The sequence below is a fragment of the Aeromonas sp. MdU4 genome, from assembly GCF_041929505.1.
In the GTDB taxonomy this organism is placed as follows: domain Bacteria; phylum Pseudomonadota; class Gammaproteobacteria; order Enterobacterales; family Aeromonadaceae; genus Aeromonas.
In genome coordinates this window covers 21,035-44,129 of sequence record NZ_JBHFMW010000022.1, presented here as the reverse complement: position 1 = coordinate 44,129, position 23,095 = coordinate 21,035, and the positions used below count along the sequence as shown (strand labels likewise).

19 protein-coding genes, 1 tRNA gene and 1 riboswitch are annotated in these 23,095 nt (G+C 56.1%); of the genes, 12 read left to right on the top strand and 8 right to left on the bottom strand.

Annotated elements, in window-relative coordinates:
• Positions 1–3: 3 nt before the first annotated feature.
• Complete coding sequence (locus tag ACE1BR_RS12150) at positions 4–780, bottom strand: substrate-binding periplasmic protein (protein WP_374870584.1); 777 nt, start codon at positions 778–780, stop codon at positions 4–6.
• Positions 781–890: 110 nt separating this feature from the next.
• Positions 891–1,937, bottom strand: a complete 1,047-nt coding sequence (locus tag ACE1BR_RS12145; protein ID WP_374870582.1) for a hypothetical protein — start codon at positions 1,935–1,937, stop codon at positions 891–893.
• 222 nt (positions 1,938–2,159) lie between these two features.
• Between ACE1BR_RS12145 and ACE1BR_RS12140 the strand changes: the two genes are divergently transcribed.
• The 3 genes from ACE1BR_RS12140 to ACE1BR_RS12130 all read left to right on the top strand — a co-directional run bounded on the left by ACE1BR_RS12140 (position 2,160) and on the right by ACE1BR_RS12130 (position 4,239).
• Positions 2,160–2,477, top strand: a complete 318-nt coding sequence (locus tag ACE1BR_RS12140) for a DUF1496 domain-containing protein (protein ID WP_374870580.1) — start codon at positions 2,160–2,162, stop codon at positions 2,475–2,477.
• 405 nt (positions 2,478–2,882) lie between these two features.
• Positions 2,883–3,380, top strand: a complete 498-nt coding sequence (locus tag ACE1BR_RS12135) for a GNAT family N-acetyltransferase (protein ID WP_374870578.1) — start codon at positions 2,883–2,885, stop codon at positions 3,378–3,380.
• Positions 3,381–3,384: 4 nt separating this feature from the next.
• On the top strand, positions 3,385–4,239 hold the full coding sequence (locus ACE1BR_RS12130; RefSeq protein ID WP_374870659.1) for a GyrI-like domain-containing protein: 855 nt from the start codon (positions 3,385–3,387) through the stop codon (positions 4,237–4,239).
• Between the two features lie 96 nt (positions 4,240–4,335).
• Here the strand turns inward: ACE1BR_RS12130 and ACE1BR_RS12125 are convergent, their stop codons facing one another.
• The gene (locus ACE1BR_RS12125) at positions 4,336–4,923 is read right to left on the bottom strand and encodes a superinfection exclusion B family protein (protein WP_005336432.1); all 588 of its coding nucleotides are present in this window, start codon (positions 4,921–4,923) and stop codon (positions 4,336–4,338) included.
• 172 nt (positions 4,924–5,095) lie between these two features.
• A riboswitch (yybP-ykoY riboswitch) is annotated at positions 5,096–5,202 on the top strand.
• 88 nt (positions 5,203–5,290) lie between these two features.
• Here ACE1BR_RS12125 and ACE1BR_RS12120 point away from each other — a divergent pair.
• Positions 5,291–6,277, top strand: a complete 987-nt coding sequence (locus ACE1BR_RS12120) for a sodium:calcium antiporter (RefSeq protein WP_374870576.1) — start codon at positions 5,291–5,293, stop codon at positions 6,275–6,277.
• Between the two features lie 68 nt (positions 6,278–6,345).
• Here the strand turns inward: ACE1BR_RS12120 and ACE1BR_RS12115 are convergent, their stop codons facing one another.
• The 3 genes from ACE1BR_RS12115 to pepA all read right to left on the bottom strand — a co-directional run bounded on the left by ACE1BR_RS12115 (position 6,346) and on the right by pepA (position 11,432).
• Positions 6,346–9,228 carry a valine--tRNA ligase gene (locus ACE1BR_RS12115; protein ID WP_374870574.1) on the bottom strand — a complete coding sequence of 961 codons (2,883 nt, stop codon included), beginning with the start codon at positions 9,226–9,228 and terminating at the stop codon, positions 6,346–6,348.
• 64 nt (positions 9,229–9,292) lie between these two features.
• Positions 9,293–9,748 carry a DNA polymerase III subunit chi gene (locus ACE1BR_RS12110; RefSeq protein WP_374870572.1) on the bottom strand — a complete coding sequence of 152 codons (456 nt, stop codon included), beginning with the start codon at positions 9,746–9,748 and terminating at the stop codon, positions 9,293–9,295.
• Between the two features lie 175 nt (positions 9,749–9,923).
• Positions 9,924–11,432, bottom strand: coding sequence for a leucyl aminopeptidase (gene pepA / locus ACE1BR_RS12105; RefSeq protein ID WP_033138248.1), 1,509 nt, complete (start codon positions 11,430–11,432; stop codon positions 9,924–9,926).
• 172 nt (positions 11,433–11,604) lie between these two features.
• On the opposite strand from pepA, the gene lptF reads away from it, so the two are divergent.
• Both lptF and lptG read left to right on the top strand, forming a co-directional pair.
• On the top strand, positions 11,605–12,717 hold the full coding sequence (lptF, locus tag ACE1BR_RS12100) for an LPS export ABC transporter permease LptF (protein ID WP_374870570.1): 1,113 nt from the start codon (positions 11,605–11,607) through the stop codon (positions 12,715–12,717).
• 25 nt (positions 12,718–12,742) lie between these two features.
• Positions 12,743–13,813, top strand: a complete 1,071-nt coding sequence (lptG, locus tag ACE1BR_RS12095; protein ID WP_374870568.1) for an LPS export ABC transporter permease LptG — start codon at positions 12,743–12,745, stop codon at positions 13,811–13,813.
• A 67-nt stretch (positions 13,814–13,880) separates the two neighbouring features.
• Here the strand turns inward: lptG and ACE1BR_RS12090 are convergent, their stop codons facing one another.
• Positions 13,881–14,414, bottom strand: coding sequence for an RDD family protein (locus tag ACE1BR_RS12090; RefSeq protein ID WP_374870566.1), 534 nt, complete (start codon positions 14,412–14,414; stop codon positions 13,881–13,883).
• Between the two features lie 143 nt (positions 14,415–14,557).
• Here ACE1BR_RS12090 and ACE1BR_RS12085 point away from each other — a divergent pair.
• The 6 genes from ACE1BR_RS12085 (at position 14,558) to ACE1BR_RS12060 (ending at position 20,096) form a co-directional block, all read left to right on the top strand.
• Positions 14,558–14,643, top strand: a tRNA-Leu gene (locus tag ACE1BR_RS12085).
• Between the two features lie 112 nt (positions 14,644–14,755).
• On the top strand, positions 14,756–15,775 hold the full coding sequence (locus tag ACE1BR_RS12080) for a tyrosine-type recombinase/integrase (protein ID WP_374870564.1): 1,020 nt from the start codon (positions 14,756–14,758) through the stop codon (positions 15,773–15,775).
• Positions 15,776–15,871: 96 nt separating this feature from the next.
• The gene (locus ACE1BR_RS12075; protein WP_374870562.1) at positions 15,872–16,876 is read left to right on the top strand and encodes a hypothetical protein; all 1,005 of its coding nucleotides are present in this window, start codon (positions 15,872–15,874) and stop codon (positions 16,874–16,876) included.
• A gap of 124 nt (positions 16,877–17,000) precedes the next feature.
• A complete protein-coding gene (locus ACE1BR_RS12070; RefSeq protein WP_374870560.1) occupies positions 17,001–17,246 on the top strand; it encodes a hypothetical protein in 246 nt (81 codons plus the stop codon).
• A gap of 504 nt (positions 17,247–17,750) precedes the next feature.
• Positions 17,751–19,262 (top strand): helicase RepA family protein, encoded by a 1,512-nt coding sequence (locus tag ACE1BR_RS12065; protein ID WP_374870558.1) that lies wholly within the window; start codon positions 17,751–17,753, stop codon positions 19,260–19,262.
• Positions 19,263–19,601: 339 nt separating this feature from the next.
• Positions 19,602–20,096 (top strand): hypothetical protein, encoded by a 495-nt coding sequence (locus ACE1BR_RS12060; protein ID WP_374870556.1) that lies wholly within the window; start codon positions 19,602–19,604, stop codon positions 20,094–20,096.
• A gap of 1,069 nt (positions 20,097–21,165) precedes the next feature.
• On the opposite strand, the gene ACE1BR_RS12055 is transcribed toward ACE1BR_RS12060, so the two are convergent.
• Entirely contained in the window at positions 21,166–22,974 is a 1,809-nt protein-coding gene (locus ACE1BR_RS12055) for a hypothetical protein (RefSeq protein ID WP_374870554.1), read from the bottom strand.
• Positions 22,975–23,095: the final 121 nt, after the last annotated feature.

Here is a 23,095-nt window from a genome sequence, read left to right as displayed (position 1 = left end):
GAGTTACTCGAGGCGCGGGATGGGGGGATTGGTCTCGGGCAGGATGCTGAACTGCTGGTAGCGAGCCATCAGCTGCTTGTATTCATCCCCCTCTCTGACCTTGTCGAGAGCCTGTTGCAGGTGCGCTATTTGCTGTTTGTCTGCCGCCAGGTTGAAGGCAAAACAGTTGTCCTGCTCCTCCAGAATGGCCACAGTGACAAAGTCCTCGTTGGGAAAACCCAGCTCCCTGGCCTGATGGCGAAGCATCACCTCGTTGCCTGCCACCAGATCGGTACGGGCCATGATGAGCTGGCGTACCACCTGCTCCATCCGTTCCACCGACATCATGTTACTCGGGCTGACCCCGCGGTTGAGCAGTAACTGCTCCCCCACATCCGCCTGCATCACGCCGATCTGCAGCTTGGCGAGATCCTCGGTGCTAGCCACTTTTGGGGCATCTTTTTTGCGTCCGACCAGCGAGACCCTGGAGTGGCTGATGGGGCAGACCCAGAGAAAGTGGGGGTCTCGCTCTTTGGTATGCGCGGTGGTAAAGAGCACCGCCTCTTGCTGCTGGGTCAGCAGATACCAGCCGCGCGCCCAGGGCAGAAAGTGGATCGGTTGTTCCGGCTCCCCCATTTCACGCCACATCAGGCGCAGCAACTCGACGGCCAGCCCGACAGGCTGACCATTTTTATCCTGGCCATTGAGCGGCATGTTTTGCTCTGAATAGTAGATAAACGCCGAAGCCTGGGGGGCGACAAGCAGCGCGAAACAGGCAAGAGCAGGGAGCAGACGACGCATGATGCACTCCTTGTGCTGGGGATTACCTATCAGTCTATGTGGCCTTTGCCATAACTTCATGATCCGGTTGCGGGATAAAACAACAGGCCACCTTGCGGTGGCCTGTTGTTTTACTTGAGCAGGGCTTCCATTTCCGCCTCAGCCTTGGCTCGGGCCTTGGCTTCAGCGGCTCTGGCAGCATCGGCGATGCTTTCGCCTGCCGTGTGCGAGGTGGCACTGGCGCTGCTGACTGCCTGTGTGGTCGGGGCTGCAGCGGCCTTGGTCGCTTCCTGAGTGACGGTAGCGGCCGCGTTGCTGACTGCCTGTTTGGTTGGGGCAACAACAGCCCTGGTCGTTTCCTGAGTGACGGTAGCGGCGGCACTGTTGGCTGCCTGTTTGGTTGGGGCGACAACGGCCTTGGTCGCTTCCTGGGTGACGGTAGTGGCTGCGCTGCTGACTGCCGGTTTAGCAGGGACGGTTACTGCCGTGGTAGCACTACGGGTCAGGTTGGTCGTGCTTTGGCTAACGGCTTGTGTGGCCTGTTTGGTGGCCTGTCCTGTTGCGTTGGCGGCTGCGCCGTTGATGGTCTGGCTGGCACTGTCGGCCAGCGAACCGGTGACACTGCGGGTAACTGTGCCCAGCGCACCGCCAAGGGAGAAGGGGGCCGCGCCGCTCTGACTGGCTGCCGCGCCGGTCAGGGCATGGGTTGCCGGGGTGAGCTGGTTGGTCGGGTTTTGCCAGCTTTGCATTGCGGATGGCCAGACCGGTGCCGTGCCTGCCAGATTCTCGCCAAAGGTCTGGGTGGTGCCATCCCCTTTTTGCAGCAGTACAGACATCTGGTTGGTCTGGGAGTTCCACACCATGCCTGCCTGTTTGGCGAGGTCGGGTACAGGCGCATATTCGGAAACCACGTAGAACAGCGGCCCTTCCTGCTGCAGTTTGTCGGCCGTTTTGAGCAACTGCATGGTGCTGTCGTAGTTGGGGCCAAGGATGGCGGTCATCCGATCCTTGATCAGGGGTTGTTCGAACAGGTTGACCTCGTTCGGGTCAAAGCCAACCAGCGGTTTGAGCAGGGCCCACATCAGCTGGCTGGTGGGGCTCATCATCAGCAGGGGGGCAACACAGGCGGACAACATCAGGCTCAGGCAGGCCGCCTTGAGCAACGGCATGATACGCATTGGGATAATATCCAAATAACGATTTGATAAATAAGGTTATATTTTGTCTGAAGGTGACAAATTTACCGAAAGTTTGTGCGTGGCAGTGAGATGCTGCGTCACAGGCGCAGGCAGGCTACCATATCCGCTCCGGAATGCCAGTCGGCACTCTGTTTGTCGCTCAAGTTAACGCAAGGGGCAGTCGATTCGTCGAGATTGCCCGCTACAACACAGGATGATTCCATGAGAAATATCTTCTTCTGCCTGTTGGCATCCCTTTGGCTGGTGCCCGTATGGGCGGCACCCACCACGACAGCAGCAGAGGATGCGGCTCGCACTGAGCGGGCTATGTCACCCGGTTCTCTGCCGGAGCGGGTCTGCTGGTTTGCAGAGCAGAAATATGCCGAAGGGGCCCGGATTTTACGGGGTGATATCTGGTTGGAGTGTGGTCCGCAAAATGAGTTGGAGGAATATGGATCCCTTGTTTGGCGTTCTTCTGCGACCGTGTTGCCAGCTACCAGAGAGCTGAACAAGGGGCAGGTAATTTCGGTGAGTCAGTGAGGCTTTTCTTGATCCAGCTAAAGACATGGACGTGATCCCTGTCGCATAATGCAGGTCCTTTCTTCTCATGGCTGGAACCTAAGAAATGGCTCGTCGCTCTTCCAATGCACAACGTCGTCGTAGTAGCTGGTGGTACAAACGCTTGTTGGCAAGGGAGCGGGAAGAGCGTGAAGCGCGTTCCGTCCGGGATTGATGCAGAAGTAGAAAACGGAGCCTTGGCTCCGTTTTTTGTTTTCTGACGTCTCATGGCCTGTTCTGGCCATTCCCCATGTTTTGATTAGGCGACTGCAAGAGTCCGCTCTGGCCGTCTCTCCTGTTTTGGAAGGCTCGTGCAAATTGAGTCGTGCGAGGGGTGTGCAAATGAGCCGGATATTGCATGATGGACGTTTCGAGAAGGAGCCTCATATGCCGATTACTATTCGTCATGCCGAACCCGCCGATGCCCCCGCCTTGCGGGATCTTTACGCCATGCCCAATGCCCAGGCGGGCACGTTGCACCTGCCCACACCTCCCCTTAGCCAGTGGCAAAAGCGGCTGGAGAATGGTGATGTGGTCGCCTTGGTGGCGGAGAGCGATGGGGGGCTGGTGGGCCAGATTTCATTGCATGTGGAGCCCAATCCGAGACGCAAGCATGTGGCCGGTATTGGCATGGGGGTACGGGATGACTGGGCTGGCAAGGGGGTTGGCTCTGCCCTGATGGCTGCGGCGCTGGATCTGGCAGATAACTGGCTCAACCTGCACCGGATTGAGCTGACGGTTTTCGTCGATAACGAAGCGGCATTGGCGCTCTATCGCAAGTTCGGCTTTGTGGAGGAGGGGCGGGCTCGTGACTATGCCTTCCGCCAGGGGCGCTATGTGGATGTGTTCTATATGGCCAGAGTCGCGGGGGGCGCCAGTCGCTAACGGCATGGTCGATTATCAGGCCAGATTGCGCCCGGTGATCCGGGCGCTGGAGCAGAATCCCGAGCTATGCCTCCGCGAAGCGGCCAGTCTCGCCTCGCTCTCCAGCTATCACTTTCATCGGGTCTTTACCGCCGTCACCGGCGAAACCCCGGCCGAGATGCAGCGTCGCCTGCGGCTGGAGCGGGCGGCCCGCTCCCTCTGCTACAGTCGCGACCCGGTCACCGAGATCGCTTTTTCGGCTGGTTTCGCCAGTTCGCAAGCCTTTGCCAAGGCGTTTCGCAAGCAGTTTGCCATGACGCCGGGGACGCTGCGCCAGCAACCCTCACTGCTGCAATTGAGCAAGAATGGACACGCCGTTGCCCGTGAGGCTGGTTATGCTGAAAGCCGTTCAGATGAAAGGAGGCAACCGATGAAAACCGAACAGATGGCGCCGCGTACCCTGGCCTATATCCGGGTAACCGGCCCTTACGGCACTGGCTACGAGCCGGTGTGTGACCAGCTCTACCAGTGGTCGGCCGCTCAGGGGCTGGCTGAAGGGGAGTGGATCTTTATCTATCACGACAACCCCGAAATCACCGCCCCCCAGCAGTGCCGCACCGACATCTGCGTCACCGTTCCGGCTGGCACCAAGGGCAGCGGCAATGTGGAGATCCAGTCGTTGGCGGGCGGCCGTTATGGCCAGTCACGTTTCACCGTGACCGACCCGGCCCAATATCCCGCGCTCTGGCAACAGCATATCGGTGAGGTAGTGGCGGCCGGTTTCGAATTTGATGATCGACCCTGTTTCGAGCTCTATCACAACGTTGATCCGGTGACCAAGATCGCGGATGTCAGCTTCTGCTCCAGCCTCAAGGGGTAGGGCACCACAAGACGGAAGAGGCTGTGCAGAACATCGCGCAGCAACGAGAGAGCCGGACAGTGTCCGGCTCTTTTGCATCTGGCGGGTGGGCGACGTTTAGCGCTGGAACCCCTTCTGGGCGAACTTGGGGCGGGCGTTCATGATCTGCTCTACCTGCTCGTCACTCATCTTGCCACGCGACAGCCCCAGCACCTTGTAGGTGAGCAGCGGTCGGGCGGGCAGAGCGATCATCAGGGCGCGGATCTGGTTCTCGTCATCCTTCTCCCGGGTCGGCTTGCCGTAGGCATAGGTGAGGACGCCGGCATCCATCAGGTTTTTGACGGCGGGCTCGGTGATCGGCAAGTTTATGACGCTTTTGCGCTGCAGTACGAACTCGCGCAGCACCGCCTTCTCGTTGAAGTCGAGGAAGCCGATCATCTGGGCCAGCTGGTCCTGCTGACGGCGCGCCTGCCACTCTTCGCAAGCCCACTCCCAGGCGATCAGGAAGCCCTGACTGCAGAAGTAGGAGATGGCGATCAGCATGCCGACCCCCAGCCAGGCCGCATGATCCGCAGCCCACTGGCTGACGGCCCCTTTCATCAGCCCGGCCGGAAACAGCAGAATGATGCTGCAGCAGAGCAACAACCAGACCATCAGCCAATTGAGGCGGTTCAGTTGATAGAAATGTTGGATCCACCGTTTCATTGTTCATCCTTCCCAAACTGTTGTGGATAGTGAACTACCTACAGCAATCGGTGTGCCAACAGCGCAATGGCGGCGGGGCGGGGGCGCTGGCGAGGTTACATTCCCTTACAACTTATTGAATAAGTTGCCATTAATTTGCCTTGTTCGGCGGCGGTCGAGTTGGTAAAACGTCCCCTCAGTCATTGGGGAGTAGCAACCCGCCCGCATTCCGGGCCGGGCCCATGTCAACACTCTTGGATCCTCGCATCCATGGCATGGGCGGCGATAGGCACTATCGCTCTGCAAGACCTTTGGCCTCGATATGCACGCCAGCCGGGCGAGCCATGTCGGGTCCATCGGTTATTCTGCTCGCCTGGCGGTATCCATTATGTTGATTACCCTGCTGTTATTTCTCGTCTCTGCGGTCACCATCTACCTTGCCTGCGAATACTTCGTCAACGGCATCGAGTGGACCGGCCACCACTTCAAACTCTCCCAAAGCGCGACCGGTTCCCTGCTGGCGGCATTGGGTACGGCGCTGCCCGAGTGCATAGTCACCCTCACCGCCCTGCTGATGGGCAACACGACCGCTCAGCAGGAGATCGGCATCGGTGCCGCCCTCGGCGGGCCGCTGGTGCTGGCGACCATCGGTTATGCAGCGGTTGGCCTTACCCTGCTGCTTTGCATGGGGCGTACCGAACGGGCCATCGATGGCGAGGTACAGTGCGAGATTGGTCGGGATCAGCGCTGGTTTATGGGGATCTTTCTGGTGGCGACCGCGCTGGGTCTGGTTGCTTTTACCGGCAAGAGCTGGTTGGCTCCTCTGTTTGTGCTGGTCTACCTCATCTATGTGCGGCGCGAGCTGAAGCAGAGCGACAGTCACGAGGTCGAGCTGCCGGAGCACCTCAAGCTGGCTCCCGACGCGGGGATCCCACCCCTTGGCAAGGTGCTGCTGCAGACGCTGGGTGCGCTGGTGGTGGTTGCGCTGGCGGCGCAGCTGTTTGTTCATCAGCTGGAGAGCATGGGCGGGCTGTTTGGCCTCTCGCCGGTGCTGGCGGCCCTGCTGCTGAGCCCGGTCGCGACCGAGATGCCGGAGTTGATGAACGTGCTGATCTGGGTACGGCAGGGCAAGAACCGACTGGCGCTGGCCAATATCTCCGGGGCCATGATGATCCAGGGCACCATACCCAAGGCGTTCTGTCTGCTGTTTACCCCCTGGCTGCTCGATAGCACCATGATAGCCTCTTCGCTGGTGACACTGCTGGCAGTGGGCTTGCTCTGGTGGGGGTTCAGAAAGGGGGCCATGACTGCGGGGCGGTTGGCGCTGGTCGGCCTGCTCTATCTCGGCTTCTGCGGCTGGCTGCTGGTGAGCTGAAACGGGAAGCGCGGATATGAAAAAGCCCCCTTGGCAGGGGGCTTTGCTGTAGCGGTTGGTCGCGGTGCTTACAGCGCGGCGATCTCGGCCTGCTGGGCTTCCAGCTTAGTCAGCTGGAGACGGTAATCTTCCAGCTTAGTCAGCTGGAGACGGTAATCTTCCAGCTTCTCGCGCTCTTTGGCGATGACCGCTTCCGGCGCCTTGGCAACGAAGGCCTCGTTGCCGAGTTTGCCTTCGATACGACCGCACTCACCCACCAGACGGGCAACCTCTTTGGCCAGACGGGCCAGTTCGGCGTCCTTGTCGATAAGACCGGCCATCGGGATCATCAGCTCGGTAGCACCGATCAGCTTCTTCACTGATAGGGGAGCCACTTCACCGTCCGCCAGTACGCGGATGGATTCCAGACGGGCCAGGGACTTGAGGAAGGCCTCGTTGTCACCGGCGCGCTGGCTATCCTTGGCATCGCACTTGAGCAGCACGTTCAGGGCCACGCTCGGGGCCACGTTCATCTCGGCGCGGATGTTGCGGATGCCGACGATAAACTCCTTCACCCACTCCTGATCGGCCATCGCGGCTTCGTCCACCTTGGCGGCGTCGAACTCCGGGAAGGCCTGAATCATGATGGTGTCGGCGTGTACGCCAGCCAGTGGAGCGACCGATTTCCAGATGGTCTCGGTGATGAACGGGATGATCGGGTGTGCCAGACGCAGCAGGCTTTCCAGCACGGTCACCAGGGTATGGCGGGCAGCGCGCTGCTCGGCCTCGGAACCCTTGCCCAGTACCGGCTTGGTCAGTTCCAGATACCAGTCACAGAACTGGTTCCAGATAAATTCGTACAACACGCCCGCGGCGATATCGAAGCGATAGGTATCGAGGGCAGTACGGAAGTCACGAATGGCCACTTGCAGCTGGGACTGGATCCAGCGATCCGCCAGACTGAACTGCATCTCGCCGCCGTTGAAGCCACAATCCTGATCTTCGGTGTTCATCAGCACATAGCGGGAGGCGTTCCACAACTTGTTGCAGAAGTTGTTGTAGCCATCCAGGCGCTTCATGTCCCAGTTGATGTCACGACCGGTAGAGGCCAGCGCCGCCAGCGTGAAGCGCAGGGCGTCGGTACCGTGAGCCTCGATCCCTTCCGGGAACTGCTTGGCGGTACGCTTGCCGATCTTCTCGGCCATCTGCGGCTGCATCATGTTGCCGGTGCGCTTCTCCAGCAGATCTTCCAGCGAGATGCCGTCGATCATGTCGAGCGGATCCAGCACGTTGCCCTTGGACTTGGACATCTTCTGGCCTTCTTCGTCACGGATCAGACCGGTGATGTAGACGGTCTTGAACGGGACTTGCGGCTGGCCGTTTTCGTCCTTGATGAAGTGCATGGTCATCATGATCATCCGGGCAATCCAGAAGAAGATGATGTCGAAGCCGCTCATCAGCACGTCGGTCGGGTGGAAGGTCTTGAGTGCTTCGGTGTTGTTCGGCCAGCCCAAGGTGGAGAAGGTCCACAGGGCGGAGCTGAACCAAGTGTCGAGCACGTCTTCGTCCTGACGCAGGGTGGTCACGGACGGGATGCTGTGCTTGGCACGCACTTCCGCCTCGTCACGGCCCACGTAGACGTTGCCAGCGTCGTCATACCATGCCGGGATGCGGTGACCCCACCACAGCTGACGGGAGACGCACCAGTCCTGAATGTCGCGCATCCAGGAGAAGTACATGTTTTCGTACTGCTTGGGCACGAACTGGATGCGGCCATCTTCCACCGCCTCGATGGCGGTCTTGGCCATCGGTGCGACGCGCACGTACCACTGGTCGGTCAGCATCGGCTCGATGGGCACGCCACCGCGATCGCCGTAAGGCTGTTGCAGCACGTGATCCTTGATTTCGTCCAGCAGACCCAGCTCGTCCAGCTTGGCCAGAATCGCCTTACGGGCCGCGAAGCGCTCCAGACCAGCGAATTCGGCTGGCAGGGCGGCGTCGTAGGCGGTGCTCGGGTTGCCGTTGGTGTCGACCACTTCGGCCTCGGCACGCACGTGGGCGTCCAGAGTGAAGATGTTGATCATCGGCAGGCTGTGGCGCTTGCCCACTTCGTTATCGTTGAAGTCGTGAGCCGGGGTGATCTTAACGCAACCGGTGCCCTTCTCCATGTCGGCGTGTTCATCGGCGACGATGGGGATCAGACGGTTCACCAGCGGCAGCAGGATGTGCTGGCCGATCAGCGCCTTGTAGCGCGGGTCTTCCGGGTTCACAGCCACGGCGGTATCGCCCAGCATGGTCTCCGGACGGGTGGTGGCGACGATCAGGTAATCTTTGCCTTCAGCGGTCTTGGCGCCGTTGGCCAGCGGATAGCGCAGGTGCCACATGTGGCCCTTGATCTCGCGGTTTTCCACTTCCAGATCGGAGATGGCGGTGTTGAGTTTCGGATCCCAGTTCACCAGACGCTTGCCGCGGTACATCAGGCCATCTTCGTAGAGACGGACGAACACTTCCTGCACGGCGGCGGAGAGACCCTCATCCATGGTGAAGCGCTCGCGCTCCCAATCAACGGAGTCGCCCAGACGGCGCATCTGGCGGGTGATGGTGCCGCCGGACTCTTCCTTCCACTGCCAAATCTTGTCGATGAAGGCATCACGGCCGTAATCGTGACGAGTCTTGCCCTCTTCTGCTGCGATCTTGCGCTCAACCACCATCTGGGTGGCGATACCGGCGTGGTCGGTACCTGCCTGCCACAGGGTGTTCTTGCCCTGCATGCGGTTGTAGCGGATCAGGGTATCCATCAGGGTTTGCTGGAAGGCGTGACCCATGTGCAGGCTGCCGGTGACGTTCGGCGGCGGGATCATAATGCAGAAGGAGTCTTTGCTGGTGTCGCCGTGGGGCTTGAAGTAACCCTGGGCTTCCCAGTGCTGATAGAGCGCCTGTTCGATGGCGTTGTGATTAAAAGTCTTTTCCATGGTCTCGCCGTAATCTGGATGGATGGATTCTGGTGTTGATTCTTTTTGGATCAATAGGTTGCAGTCATGGCTGCGCCGGATCCGGTGCGGCAAGGACGGGCTGATCCCTCATTTCGAGGGTATGGCCTGCCTGGCGATAGTGCTTGTAGCGCTCGCGGGCTTGCTGCTTTTGTGTTTCGTCAGTGGGGACAAAATCTACCACTTGAGCGAAGTGTCCTGCAAACAAAGGTGTCTGTTTGGCCAGATTGATGAGGCGGGCGTAGCGCCGCCGTGGCGGCTGATAGCCGATCTCCACCGGTGCCATGCCGCTTTCGCCTTGCAGCTGGTGCGGCACGAAGCGTTCCGGCGGCAGTTGCCACAACAGCTCGTCGAGGCGCAGGGCCTGCGCTTCATCATCGCACAACAGGTAGATATGGCCCGCGCCCCACGACTCGGCCGCCAGGGTACAGGCCAGTCGCTCGACCGCGGAGGCCTGTGCGTCATCCTGTTCGCTCATCAGGTAAAAGGTCACTTGGCTCATCAGGTTGATCCCGTGTTGCAGTGACGGACTGTTGACCGCCTCATGAGGCTGACGGGGCGTTTCCCCGCTCGCAACTCACTGATTCAAGAATGAAACAAGGAAGAGGCGGGCCTCTTCCTTGTGGTTCAGGGTAACGCCAACCCTTCCGATGCAGCCATCGGCAGGGGCCGGAGAGTTACTCTTTCTCTTCGATATCGACGCCAGCCCGGTTCAGCAGGAACTGGGTCAGCAGGGGCACCGGACGACCGGTGGAGCCTTTATCCTTGCCACTCTTCCAGGCGGTCCCGGCGATATCCAGGTGGGCCCAGTTGTACTTCTTGGTGAAGCGTGACAGGAAGGCGGCTGCGGTGATGGTACCGGCCGGACGACCACCGATGTTGGCCATGTCGGCAAACGGGCTGTCGATCTGCTCCTGATACTCGTCAAACAGCGGCAGACGCCAGGCGCGATCGCCAGCCTGCTCGGAGGCGTTGAGCAGCTCGTGGGCCAGCGGGTTGTGGTTGGCCAGCAGACCCGAGGTGTGGTGGCCCAGCGCGATGACGCAGGCACCGGTCAGGGTCGCCACGTCGATCACGGTTTCCGGATCGAAGCGGTCCACATAGGTCAGCGCATCACACAGCACCAGACGACCTTCCGCATCGGTGTTGAGCACTTCGATGGTCTGGCCGGACATGGAGGTGAGGATGTCACCCGGGCGATAGGCGTTGCCACCCGGCATGTTCTCGCAGCCTGCCAGCACGCCGATGACGTTGATCGGCAGTTGCAGCTGGGCCAGCGCATGCATGGTACCGAGCACGGAGGCGGCGCCACCCATGTCGTACTTCATCTCGTCCATGCCGTCAGCAGGCTTGATGGAGATGCCACCGGAGTCAAAGGTCAGACCCTTGCCGACCAGCACGATGGGCTTGGCATCCGGATGACCCTTGTATTCGATGATGGCCATCATGGCTTCGTTGTCGGAGCCGCGGGCCACTGCCAGATAGGAGTTCATGCCGAGCTCGGCCATCTCCTGCTCGCCCACCACCTTGGTGGTGATGTTGTCGAAGGCATCGGCCAGACGACGGGCCTGGGAGGCCAGATAGGCCGGGTTGCAGACGTTGGGCGGCATGTTCGCCACGTCGCGACAGACCCGCACACCCTTGGCCACGGCCAGACCGTGAGCGATGGCTTTTTCACCAATGGTCAGTTCCCGACGCGTCGGCACGTTGAACACCAGCTTGCGCAGCGGGCGACGTGGCTCGGCCTTGTTGGTCTTGAACTGATCAAAGCTATAGAGGCCCGCCTTGGTGGTTTCTACCGCCTGGCGCACCTTCCAATAGGTATCCCGACCCTTGACGTGCAGCTCGGTCAGGAAGCAGACCGCTTCCATGGAGCCGGTTTCGTTCAGGGTGGTGATGGTCTTGTTGATGATCTGCTTGTACTGGCGTTCGTCGAGTTCCCGCTCCTTGCCGCAACCGACCAGCAGTACGCGCTCGCTGAGCACGCCCGGTACTTGATGCAGCAGCAGCATCTGGCCTGGTTTCCCTTCCAGGTCGCCACGGCGCAGCAGCGAACTGATATAGCCATCGCTGATCTTGTCCAGTTGTTCGGCAACCGGAGAGAGGCGACGAGGCTCAAATACGCCGACTACGACGCAGGCGCTACGTTGCTTCTCAGGACTGCCACTCTTTACACTGAACTCCATGGAATCTCCTACATCCTAAAGACAAAAGGCACCTTTTATTGAATAATGCGGTGCTTGTTGGGGTATCAGAGGCGGAGCGAACAGCCACTGGCTCCGCAGTTCAAACTGGTAAAAATCTAATATACGGCCCTATTTTTCAGGCATTCGACTAAAAACACAAGTTTACTTGGGAATGACTGTGATCGTTTTCCGATATTTGTTCAGGGAAACCCTGAAAACTCAGCTGGCAGTGTTATTCGTATTGCTGCTTATCTTTGTCAGCCAACAGTTTATCAAGATCATCGGCGATGCCGCCGAGGGTGAGGTGCCGACTCGTCTGGTCTCCACCCTGCTGCTGCTCAACTTGCCCAATATGGCGCTGTTGATGCTGCCTATCAGCCTCTTTTTAGCCATCTTGTTTGCCCATGGTCGTCTTTATGCCGAAAGCGAGATGACGGTGATGCATGCGGTCGGTTTCAGCCACCGTTTCGTAATGCGCAGTGCCATGTTGCTGGCCTTGCTGACTGCTGCCGTCGCGGCGTTCAACACCGGCTGGATCGCCCCGCAGGCCAAGGAGCGCGAGTATCAGGTGATCGACGAGTTCAAGGCCGATCCGGGTATCTCCTTCCTGCAGGCTGGCCGCTTTATGGAGCTCGACAAGGGGCGTCTGGTTGCCTACATCCAGGATTTGAATGACAGCGGCTCGAAACTGCAGAAGATTTTTGTGCTGCAGCGTGCCGAGGGCAACAATCCCCCCTCCGTGGTGGTAGCGACCGAAGGGGTGGTGACCATAGATGACAACGGATTGCAGTGGCTGACGCTGAAGGATGGTTCTCGCTACGAGGGTAATTTCTCCGGCAAACAGTTCCAGATCTCCGATTTTCGCGAGTATGGTCTGGTGATCCGCCAGCAGGAGCTGGAGCGTTCCAACCGCAAGGCGGCGGCCAAACCGACCATGGAACTGTTCGGCACTAAGGACAATGCCATGATGGCGGAGTTGCAGTGGCGCTTGTCGCTTCCTCTCTCCATTCCGGTACTCACCCTATTGGTGGTACCGCTGGCGCGGGTCAACCCCCGTCAGGGGCGCTATGCCAAGCTGTTGCCAGCCATCATGCTCTATCTTTCCTACTTCCTGCTGCTCAGTGCCGCCCGTTCGGGCATTGACAGTGGTCGTTTGCCCTACTGGCCGGGGATGTTCCTGGTTCCGCTCGGTTACCTGCTGTTTATCGGCTTGCCCCTTAATCTGCAGGGCACCAGCTGGTGGAATGGGGTGAAGAGCAAATATTTTATAAGTAAATCAAAATGATGCTGCCACATAGGAGCTACTGCTGATGTTTGGCATTCTCGACAGATATATCGGCAGGGTCATTTTTATGTCGATCCTGCTGTGTGAGATCACGCTGGTTGGCCTTGCTGCGCTCATCAAGTATGTGGAGCAGCTCAGGTCAGTCGGGGAGGGCAACTATGACATGGTCAATGCCCTCTACTATGTGCTGCTTTCCATGCCCAAGGAGGCGGTGCTCTTCTTCCCGCTGGCGGCCCTGTTGGGTGGTCTGATCGGTCTGGGCCAGCTGGCGACCAGCTCCGAGCTGGTTGTTATGCAGGCGGCAGGCCGTTCCAAGATCAGTATCGTGATGGCAGCACTCAAAACTGCTATCCCGCTGATGATCCTGGTTGGCATGATGGGTGAGTACGTCGCCCCCATTGCCAAGCGGATGGCGGATGATATCCGTGCCGGTGCCATCTCCGAGGGGCGACTGACCGTCTCTGCTTACGGCGTCTGGGCCCGGGACGGTGCAAACTTCGTCAATATCAGTGGTGTACGCAACGACGGCGCCCTGACTGGTATTACCCTCTATCGTTTCACTCCCGAGCGTAAACTGATCGATGTGGTGCAGGCGCAGGAGGGGGTGTTCGAACAGCATCACTGGCTGCTCAAGCAGGCACTGGTTACCCGTTTTGACGATCCGGCGCAGATCAAGAGCGAGTCGCTCGACAAGATTGAGTGGAGCTCGGAGCTGACACCCAAACAGTTGGGTGTGGTGAGCATCGATCCGGAAAACCTCTCGGTCTCCGGTCTGCGCGATTACATCGGCTATCTGGATGCCAACAAGCAGGATGCGGGGCGTTACAAGCTTGAGATGTGGCGCAAGCTGTTGTCCCCCTTCTCGGTGGTGGCGATGATCCTGCTGGCCTCCTCCTTCATCTTCGGTCCGCTGCGCTCGGTGAGCATGGGGGCGCGAATGCTGATGGGGATCATGACCGGTTTCGCCGTTTATGTGAGTGATCGGGTATTTGGCCCCATCAGCCTGGTTTATGCGGTACCGCCTATTCTGGCGGCCATTGCTCCCAGCCTGCTGTTTGGCGGTATCTCGCTCTACATCCTCAATCGCAAGCAGTAAGACGCGGTCGTGGAATGCAAAGAGGGCACCGGTTGGTGCCCTCTTTTGTTGCTGCATTAAACCGGTATTACTTGTTCAGCAATTCCAGATTTTCCTGTTTGCTCAGCACAATCACTTCGCACTCGGCCCAGATATCCTGAAACGCCCGTGGGCGCTGGCGGTTGAACAGGCACATCAGGTTGCCCAGACCAAAGGCGGCGGTAGCGAGACGGATCAGCGCTTGGGTTACGCGGATATGGCTGCCATCCTCGTTTTGAATGCGCAGCCGCCAGGCTCGCATGCCAATGGTCTGGCCGGCACGGGTCCAGAACCAGGTGTAGAAACCGCAAATAACGAAGGCGAGCCACAAGGTATAAATCAGGCTCAGGTGGTGGCGGGTGAGTAACCAGACGGTATCTTCGCCCTCCGGTACGCTGGCCATACCGGTGACCAGCAGCAGCTTGGCGATGCCCATGCCGATAAAGCCAGCGATGATGAGCAGGGAAGTCACCACCAGTGCATCATAGATCAGTGCACCGAGGCGCCGTAGCAGGCCCGCTGACGGGTATTGCGGAGTGGCGGGAGAGGAGGGTTTTGGTTGGACTTGTTTACGCTTGGCCATCGTTTTTATTCCATTAAGATGATGGCGGCATTCTATGTAACTGGCTTTGCATCGGCAAGGCGTTGAATAAATGAGCAAACGGGTGTGTTCAATTGAAAAACACCTTGCATGGCATCCAGCCATTCGTATAATCCCTCGCAGTTGCCCGGGTGGCGAAATCGGTAGACGCAGCGGATTCAAAATCCGCCGGTGAATAACCGTGTCGGTTCGAGTCCGACCCCGGGCACCATTCTTTTCCCTGTTTGGTCAACAGGTTACAGCGCTCAAGAGCGCTCCTGCTCAAAGTTTCTGCGGTTGATAACTCTCATTCATGTGCAAATATGTGCAAGAGGTTTCAACCAATGGCAAGCATCCAAGTTCTCACTCGAAAAACCGGCAAGTCCTATCGCGTTCAGTTCATGCGTAACGGCAACCGCGTATCCAAAGTTTTTACCCGCAAAAAAGACGCAGAGCAGTTCCTAGCTCAGATCACTGTATCTGACGAGCTGGCAGATGCCTTAACCAACGTCACCCTCACCAGTACCACTATTCAACAAGCTATCCATGAGTACCTTGAACAGCACAAGGGACGAGACAAGTCTGTGCCCCAGCGTCTGAGCTGGTGGGCTGAGCATATCGGCGACAAGACATTGAACAAGGTCCACCGCCAGCGGATCAAGAACGCCATCTCGATTCTGGAGGCCGAAGGGAAAGCACCTGCGACTCTTAATCGGTACAAAGCGGCGTTGTCGGCGGTTTTTGCCTACATGTGCGATCGCTATGACCTCAAAGTGAACCCTTGCCTGGAAGTGAAACAGAAGCGGGAAGACAATGCCCGCACGCGCTTCTTGTCTGAAGATGAATTGGCTCGATTGATGAAGGCCACCAAGTCGAGCAAGTGGGGGCGGCTTCATATGCTGGTTCATATGGCGTTGACTACAGGAGCGCGGAGGGGCGAGCTGATAGGCCTCAAATGGTCAGACATCAACTTCAACACGCGAACAGCTCATTTGGCGGTGACCAAAAATGGTAGTCAGAGGGTTCTGTCGCTGACTGAGGAATTGCTGACTGAGCTCTCTAGGTTTCGCGAGATTGGTGCCAGCTTTGTTTTCCCTCATCCCTCTGGCCTCAATCGACCGTTTACCGAGTTTGACTACCACTGGCAGGCAGCGAAGAAAGCTGCGTTGCTCTCTGATTTCCATTTTCACGACCTTCGACATAGCTGTGCCAGCTTGTTGGCGATGAATGGTGCCAGCATTCTGGAGATCGCAGAGGTGTTAGGGCATAAGTCGATCACCATGACTCAACGATATTCCCATCTGTGCAATGCCCACACGGCAAAGCTCACAGAGCGGGTATTTGGGAATCTGATGGGTGGTTAATCAATTCGGCCATGCAGCCTAGATATAATGAACATGTTAGCCTGAGCCCCCGCATCTATGGATGCGGGGGCTTTTGTTTATCTGGGGATGTAGTAGATGAGTGAACAATATATGAACAGTGATTTTCTGGAGGGTTTAGTCGTATGGCAAAAATCACCAGATGACGAACCCATCATTGTTGATGGAGAGGAAGGAATTCCGTACTTCTCCCCAAATGGCCGATCGAGGTTGGCCATTACAAAAGATGGTCAATTAATAGACTCCGTATCAATCGACATCACAACCAAAAAAGTAACGTCCGATGATGAGGTCGAGCGCCAAAATGACCAATGTCATATTGGGAGCTGGGAGAATAAAACTCCTCGTCTGATGGTCACCCGGAAGGCGATTAAGAGGGCGATGGGGTATAGCGCAAAGCTAAGGAAAATCGGGTGGACTGATGAACGCCTCAAGTTGGAATTGAGCTGCCTTGCTCAGAGTATAACTGACCCTAGTGCTACGGATCAGTTGGTGGCTGCTATTTGTACGAGAAATAGAATTTCTCCCCAGCAAGATGACATCCCATTGTTAGCTGTGGACGCCTATGAGCATTACCAAGGTTTCGGTCCGAGAAAGGGCTTTAAAGTACCGCTAAAAAAGATAAATGAGGGGGAGCTTGCAGATACAGTGATGAGATTAGCCCTCTACATTGCTCTGATCAATCCGTGTCTGGGAAGGCCTTGGGGGAAGCAGTACACCCGGCAGGGGCAACGTTATAGCGAGCGTCCTAAGACTGCTCTGGAAATGACTTTGGAGTCGTTGGAGGACAGGCACACAGACTTGTTTTGCCAAAAAGAATGTAATGACCTTTATGATGAATGGTATCGAGATGAGATCTCGAGTTTAGAGATTTCAATCGCATCAATTCGGCGTGATATCGAGATTGAAGCAATTAATCGAATGGCACAGCCAGATGCAGTAAAGGCCGCGAAGATTAAGTTAATGGCCTTAGGAATAGAATGTGAGACAAAAACGATGGCTCAGGAGTGGACTCAATTTATTGCCAAAGCCTGGGGTGTAACCCCCTCAAACGTCGTCAGTGCTGCTAAGCAAATAGACTAATGAAAAAGTCAAGAACAGAAGTTCGCGAACTTCTGTTCTAAAAGAATGCCTACCGCATCGCGTTAAATACTCCCTGACCAAACCGCAGAACACCAAGAGCAACAGGAAAGGGAGTATAAGCAGTATGCAAGACCTCAACCTCATCGCAATCAGCCAAGATCTGAACAACTGGCTGCCTGTGACCGAAATCCCCAAGCACTACCCCCAATTTAACTATCTCACACTCAAAGCCATGTTTTGGAAGCGAGCTGAAAAGCCTGGCTTGGAACGTTGTTGCCGAATGGTCGGTAAGCGGATGTTTGTGAATACCAAACTCTTCGGCTTGTGGATGGCTGGTGGACTGCCTGAACAGCGCCCGACGGATGATTAAACCGCAGGGAACCCATCTGTTATCGGATATAGGCAAACATGGTGTGCAAACCCATGGGGAAAACATGAAAAAAAGCCCTTACCTGCGACAGTAAGGGCATTTCGGATTACTCGCTGGCTCTGACAGTTTGGCGACCAAGGCGCCAGTGAGTGCGAGGTAATTTTAACATGAAAGTTCACTTATTAATCCATAAAGGCCATCAAGTCTTGCTGGCCGAGATCCATGCTCTTTCTTCTAATTCGGCGGGCAAGCGATGATCTATTTTGCATGGGCCGCTGATAGCCAGACTGAAACCTTCTATGGGCCACTCAATCCCAGAACCAGCAAACGCTCCCGTGTTGGGGTCTTAAGTGCCTTCTCCAGCCGAAAAGCGAGATCCGCCTTTATAGAGCAAAGCCAAGGGGCCGCGGCTGTTGTAACTCGCCCCTATGCTCGCCAAATGAAGGCAGGCTTAGACGAACGGGCATTCAATGAGCTGGTAGCCGCTCTGGTTGGGGGCGAGCGATGAACGCACATCCCCATCAAATAGCGCGAATTTCCTCTATGGCTGTGAATGTTCAGGTTGCTAGCTCACCAGTACATGGTTTGGTGACATTTAGAGATCTCCCAGACCAAAGGACGGTTGTTATTTATACAGGTTCTCAAGCGCCATCTTATGGGAGTGATAGGGAGGTCTTGCAGCGAGCCCTCAATCATGCAATTGCCGTAGATAATCCCATTGATCCTGATGAACAACCGGTTATGAGTCTTTATGTCTCACCCACCCAGCTTGATGAAGGTGGGAAGCTATATCGGATGGTTGACCGAGACGCGACGGAAAAGGTGATTGTTCATATCTGCGGTCAGCTTCATGTAAACAAACAGCACCGGCTAATAGATGAGCTATTGAAACAAGCTCCTGGTGCTGAGCTCTATCTTGGTCATCCAGGTCGGAATGCTGAGCCATGGGCGCTTGTGAATATCCACCAGCAATTCGAGTCTCAGGAGAGGTGGCAAACCAATCTGTCTCTTTCGATTGGCTTCAGCGGCTATGACCACCAACAAAGCTACCTAATCAAAGGGTTGTTGCCCGCATCTAGCATGTGCAGTATCTATGGTCCCAGTGGTAGCTTTAAGAGTTTTACAGCTGTCTCAATTGCTTGCCATATAAGCACCGGTCTTGCTTGGGATGGAAGGCCAGTCCAACAAGGTGCAGTGCTTTACATTGTGGGTGAAGGTGGGGTTGGTGTGCCGCGTCGCATTAAGGCGTGGGCCGATGAGTATCACGGACAGAAAGACGTTCCCAATTTATATCGCGTTAACCAGCCAGTGTTTATGGCTGATGATGCTCAGGTCAATGAGTTGCGGTTAGCAGCTATCCAGATCAAAGCGGATACAGGATTGCCTGTCAGGCTGATTGTGGTCGATACAGTGGCTCGTTGCTTTGGCGGTGGCGATGAAAATCGTGCTGCTGATATGGGGGCGTTTATTGCCGGTTGTGATCGTATTAAGGCGGAAACCGAGGCCACTATTTTGCTGATACACCACACCGGCAAGAACGAAGAAAATGGAGCCCGGGGGAGTAGCGCATTCAGAGCAGCATTAGATGCCGAGTATCTGCTGAAACGTGAAAACAAGGAGGACGCATCAATCATTCTGACATGTACCAAGATGAAGGATGATGAAGAACCCGATCTACGGGCTCATGATCTTAAACAACGGGTTATTGGCTCAGATGCAGACGGTGATGATGTCACCAGTATGGTGCTGGTGGATATAAGCCGAAAGCCCATAGAATCTGATGAACTGGGTAACGTATCCAACGTGACTGCGAACCACAAAGCAATGTTTGGAGCTATTCGTCATCTGTGTAATGCCCATGGGGGTAAGACTACTTGGCGGCGGGTGATCGATCATATGAAGGCCGCAAATACGGATGACAGCAGGAACCGTACTCGCCATAGAAACAAATTGATTGCAGACCGCCTAATTGAGCAAGAGGGCGACGTTATCTGGTTAGTAAAATCAGGTGACTAACCAGTAAAAAGTGAAGGCTGGGTGAGGAGCGTGAGGCGGGGGCTCTTTATCCTCACTTTTTTTCTATAGGCAGAAAAAGTGACGATATACGTCCATGTTCGCCTGCATGTCCGCGTCAATACAGGCTTTGCTGCATCCTCACTGGGCAACGCTAACGCCGACTGGTGAGGTGTGCCAGTAAGTGAGGATTGATTGAGGGGGATGAGGTGCAACCAAAGCAAAATGATACCGAATGCCGCAGTCGACCATGGGGCATCTCAGCATTGTGATTAGGCGAGTCATCTGAGTGACGAGGAAGAATGTTCTCGCCCTGCACGCCACAACTTGGAGGAAAGGCGAGTGTTCGCGGAGATTAACAAAATGTTCGCCAAAGAGATGGCGGAAGAGGAAAAGCAGCGGATAAAGGAGAAAAAACGAGCAGAGCGCCAACGCAAGCAGTTAGAACGATTATGTAAGCCTGCGCCAGGAGTCGAAGACATTTTCCGGTATCGTAATGCCTGGGCTCGGAATGTCGGGCAGTCTAACCGTAGATTGATGGAACGAGCAGAGCGAGACCATGCCATATCCAAGCTGGGGCCGATTAATCACTTGGCTGCTCTTGTCGTTGCAATGGAGTGGCACCCGCACCATGCCTACATTCTGGTCGTCGCAACAGATCCCAGCGTGACCTGTGAGGAGCTGACTGACTTCTACAACCTGAGCCATTCAAATCACAGGATGGTGTTCCGTCGCTTAAACACTGTGTTGAAGCCGTTGGGTTGGCGTTTCGCCTCATACCCTAGGGGCGCACCAAATGAGCCATGGGGTTGGGAGTTGGAAATCATCCCGGAGTGATCGTCCCTAAAATGATCACTTTTTGTGTTACAGGCGATCATTATTGCCTTGTGCGAGCATATGGTTGTTATAAGCCAATGATAATGCGGGCTACAGCCCTGCGTACGCCCCCACATGCGGTAAAATGATCACTTTTGGCAGATCGGTTCTGGCGAAAAAAAGGATCGCTTACTCGCGTCGAAATAGTGGTAACTATTAGTAAAATAAAGATTTTTTAAAAAATGGATCGTTTTGCATAACGATCCATTTTCTTTCTATCGGCGCTCCCTTTTCTGGCTAGCCAGGATCGTTTTTTATGGTTAATAGCCCCTCCTTCTTAGCCCCCAGGCCAGTTCTGACAAGGGATTGCTGGTAGGGGGGAGCGCACACGCACATTCGCCTCGCCAAAAAAAATACAAAATCCTTTGTCTCGTTACGAGAGATCATTTGTAGAGCGCCCTTGAACCTTGCTGTATCGAAAAGTGGTAGTGGATGGCAGCCGGGTTGTTATGGGGCCGCGTTTAGGTAAATAGAGCTAACTGAGGAGGTGGTGATGATCTGATCGCCACAATCGCCTTCGAATCACAAGTCTGGAAGCCGCGCGGTAGCTACAGGTGTGTCTGCCAGGACTTGCCGCAAGAAGGGCGGGGTGATGCGATCTACCAGCGCTTGGAAAGCGGGGATGAAGGTTCGCGCTAAGCAAAGTTTTGGGGGTGGGGCGGGCCACGTAAGCCCCGCCCCGCTATACGCCGTTTAAAGCTTACTTGTCAGGTGCCATCCCTCGCCATAGGGACATTCATATACACGAAGTAATGCCCCCTGTTCTCGTTCCAGAATGAGCGCACGTCGCTCCGCTGCACTTTCTGAGGCGTAGGCCTGCTTCAAACAGTCATAGCAGTGATGCCCTGGCGTGTGCCGATCTGCCGGGCACAAGTGCCAGGATCCGCATCGGCCGCAATGGTATGGCATCATGCGGTTGCCATATGATACGAGAGCATGTCGCGCGCCTTCTTCGGCACATTGCTGATTTGGGTAGGCGCGACGAGGCTTTCCTTTGGCGTTGAGACAGATTGAGTTTTTGAACATCGCTTCATCCCTCGATATCCATGGCTACTCGAAAAGAGACCTTGATGTTTTTGTTGGCCCCCCAAGACGTTGAGCCTATGAAGCCCTCCCAAAAACGGCCGCTAATGTGGCCCTTTTCTTGGCACCATTCGTAGGCGTCCCACGCATCAATGAACTTGAGGCCTTGATGTTCTGCCCATGGGATCTGCTCTTTCCATACCGCATGAGGAGGAAAGTCCTTGATCCAGTTTTTGCGAATTCCACCGTAGATGCCTTTGGTGCTGCCGAGCTCAATTCCGCTGAGATCCGGGAATTCAGGGACGTCCGGGCTGGGCTCCAGAAACCTTGGCTCAGACCACTTGACTGCTGATGGCACATCTTGGCGGATAGCCTGTTCGCTTGCTTCTACCAGTGGACGAGGTGGCCAGTTTTCCCACGGAAAATCACCAAATGCCATCGATTCGTAGTGCTTGGAGTAAGCCGGTCGAATAGTGCGAAGCTCTTTCTGGGTGAGTAGCCTAAGGCTGACGCCGAGTTGCTGCTCGCGCCAAGCGCAATAGGCCTGAGCATCAACCCACGACGCGCCGACGGGAGCATCATCAGAGGCTCCTTCATTGGCGCGATCCCAAGGCTCGCGACGTTCGCCCTGTCGTTCGTGGAAGCCAGTTTCTTCCAGCATCTGCCGGAATGAAGCGAGGTCTATCAGATCGCTGATAGCCAGCTTGCGGTCTCCAATCTCCACGAGATGGAAGCCGTTTGGTAGCGGCCCAGCCCATTTTGCGCACTCTGGTGATGGCCAAATGCCTTGCTCTGTCAGCCATGTGCGGCGCACATCGACGGGCGCTGTAAGTTGCATCTCCATCATGCTTCCGCCTCGGTCGTAGAAGGCTTGTTCCGCTTTGTGGGCTTCGTATTCGTCCCAGAACTCATGGCGGAAATGAATGGCTCGACGTAAGTCGCTTTCACTCATCAACCTTGATGGCAAATCTGCAATAGGCAACTTGTCCGGCTTGGGCGGTTCATGTTCCCTGTAGTCACGCCACAACAGGTCCCAGCAACCGTCATGAGCACGCAGGACGGTGAGTCGGTTGTTGTAAGGAAGTACGTCAACCCATCCTTCGGGCTGAGCGTCAAAAACGGCACGGAACGCACGGACTGCGGCAAAAGTCTTTGCATGTTGTGCCGCCCGGTCCTCGGGACCGTACTTTAGCTCCCAGTAGCGTTTGTCGACTATGGTGCTAAGCGGGCCATGAACCAATTTGTTATCCAGAAAGCCCCACTGGCCACTCAGATCGAGCCGTCGTGCAAACAGGTCTTTGCCAAGCTGGGCAGCAACTTCTGGCAACGCATTGATGGATTTGATTGCAGCGGCTGGAACTTGATGGCCATTCCCGTTATCCCAAGCGGACCAGTCCACGCCGTATCCAAGAAATACCCGACGAGGCCGTTGCTCTTGGGGTCCAAAGAAAATTCGGTCGGCCAGGTCGCGAGGGCTGGGTCCATTATGGTCAGCAAAATAAAGATCGATGCAGCCGCCATGATCTATCGGAAAGGTGCCAACCTGCTTGGTACAACGGTGCTTTTTGAGGAAGGCTTGAAACTCTGGCCAGCCTTTATTTTGATAAGTCCCGAAGTCTCCGGCGAAGCCCAAACGGTCGACAATGGCGTTGAGCGTCTGTCGATGCTTCAAGGGGTCTGCATCGGGATGAAGCACGCGATACCTCGCGCCTTTTTTGATGTCTTCGGGTGAGATTCCGCGCAGAGGGATTGCATGGCCATCGCGCAGAAGGAGATAACCGAGTCGGCGCTCGGCAAATTTGAGGTTATCAGACACTATGTTCTCCTAACAAAATCATCCCCTACCCCAAGGCCGCCAGTATGGGATCGTGATTAAGTTGGTTTGCTAGTGTGTTGATAACTTGTCGTTCTGATTTTCGAAGCGAGGAGAACTTGCT

Coding starts and splice junctions, on each gene's coding strand:
- ACE1BR_RS12150 (WP_374870584.1), bottom strand. CDS start 780: ATGCGTCGTCTGCTCCCTGCTCTTGCCTGTTTCGCGCTGCTTGTCGCC.
- ACE1BR_RS12140 (WP_374870580.1), top strand. CDS start 2,160: ATGAGAAATATCTTCTTCTGCCTGTTGGCATCCCTTTGGCTGGTGCCC.
- ACE1BR_RS12145 (WP_374870582.1), bottom strand. CDS start 1,937: ATGCGTATCATGCCGTTGCTCAAGGCGGCCTGCCTGAGCCTGATGTTG.
- ACE1BR_RS12075 (WP_374870562.1), top strand. CDS start 15,872: ATGAGTGAACAATATATGAACAGTGATTTTCTGGAGGGTTTAGTCGTA.
- ACE1BR_RS12115 (WP_374870574.1), bottom strand. CDS start 9,228: ATGGAAAAGACTTTTAATCACAACGCCATCGAACAGGCGCTCTATCAG.
- ACE1BR_RS12130 (WP_374870659.1), top strand. CDS start 3,385: ATGGTCGATTATCAGGCCAGATTGCGCCCGGTGATCCGGGCGCTGGAG.
- pepA (WP_033138248.1), bottom strand. CDS start 11,432: ATGGAGTTCAGTGTAAAGAGTGGCAGTCCTGAGAAGCAACGTAGCGCC.
- ACE1BR_RS12125 (WP_005336432.1), bottom strand. CDS start 4,923: ATGAAACGGTGGATCCAACATTTCTATCAACTGAACCGCCTCAATTGG.
- ACE1BR_RS12135 (WP_374870578.1), top strand. CDS start 2,883: ATGCCGATTACTATTCGTCATGCCGAACCCGCCGATGCCCCCGCCTTG.
- ACE1BR_RS12110 (WP_374870572.1), bottom strand. CDS start 9,748: ATGAGCCAAGTGACCTTTTACCTGATGAGCGAACAGGATGACGCACAG.
- ACE1BR_RS12065 (WP_374870558.1), top strand. CDS start 17,751: ATGAACGCACATCCCCATCAAATAGCGCGAATTTCCTCTATGGCTGTG.
- ACE1BR_RS12090 (WP_374870566.1), bottom strand. CDS start 14,414: ATGGCCAAGCGTAAACAAGTCCAACCAAAACCCTCCTCTCCCGCCACT.
- ACE1BR_RS12070 (WP_374870560.1), top strand. CDS start 17,001: ATGCAAGACCTCAACCTCATCGCAATCAGCCAAGATCTGAACAACTGG.
- ACE1BR_RS12080 (WP_374870564.1), top strand. CDS start 14,756: ATGGCAAGCATCCAAGTTCTCACTCGAAAAACCGGCAAGTCCTATCGC.
- ACE1BR_RS12120 (WP_374870576.1), top strand. CDS start 5,291: ATGTTGATTACCCTGCTGTTATTTCTCGTCTCTGCGGTCACCATCTAC.
- lptF (WP_374870570.1), top strand. CDS start 11,605: ATGACTGTGATCGTTTTCCGATATTTGTTCAGGGAAACCCTGAAAACT.
- lptG (WP_374870568.1), top strand. CDS start 12,743: ATGTTTGGCATTCTCGACAGATATATCGGCAGGGTCATTTTTATGTCG.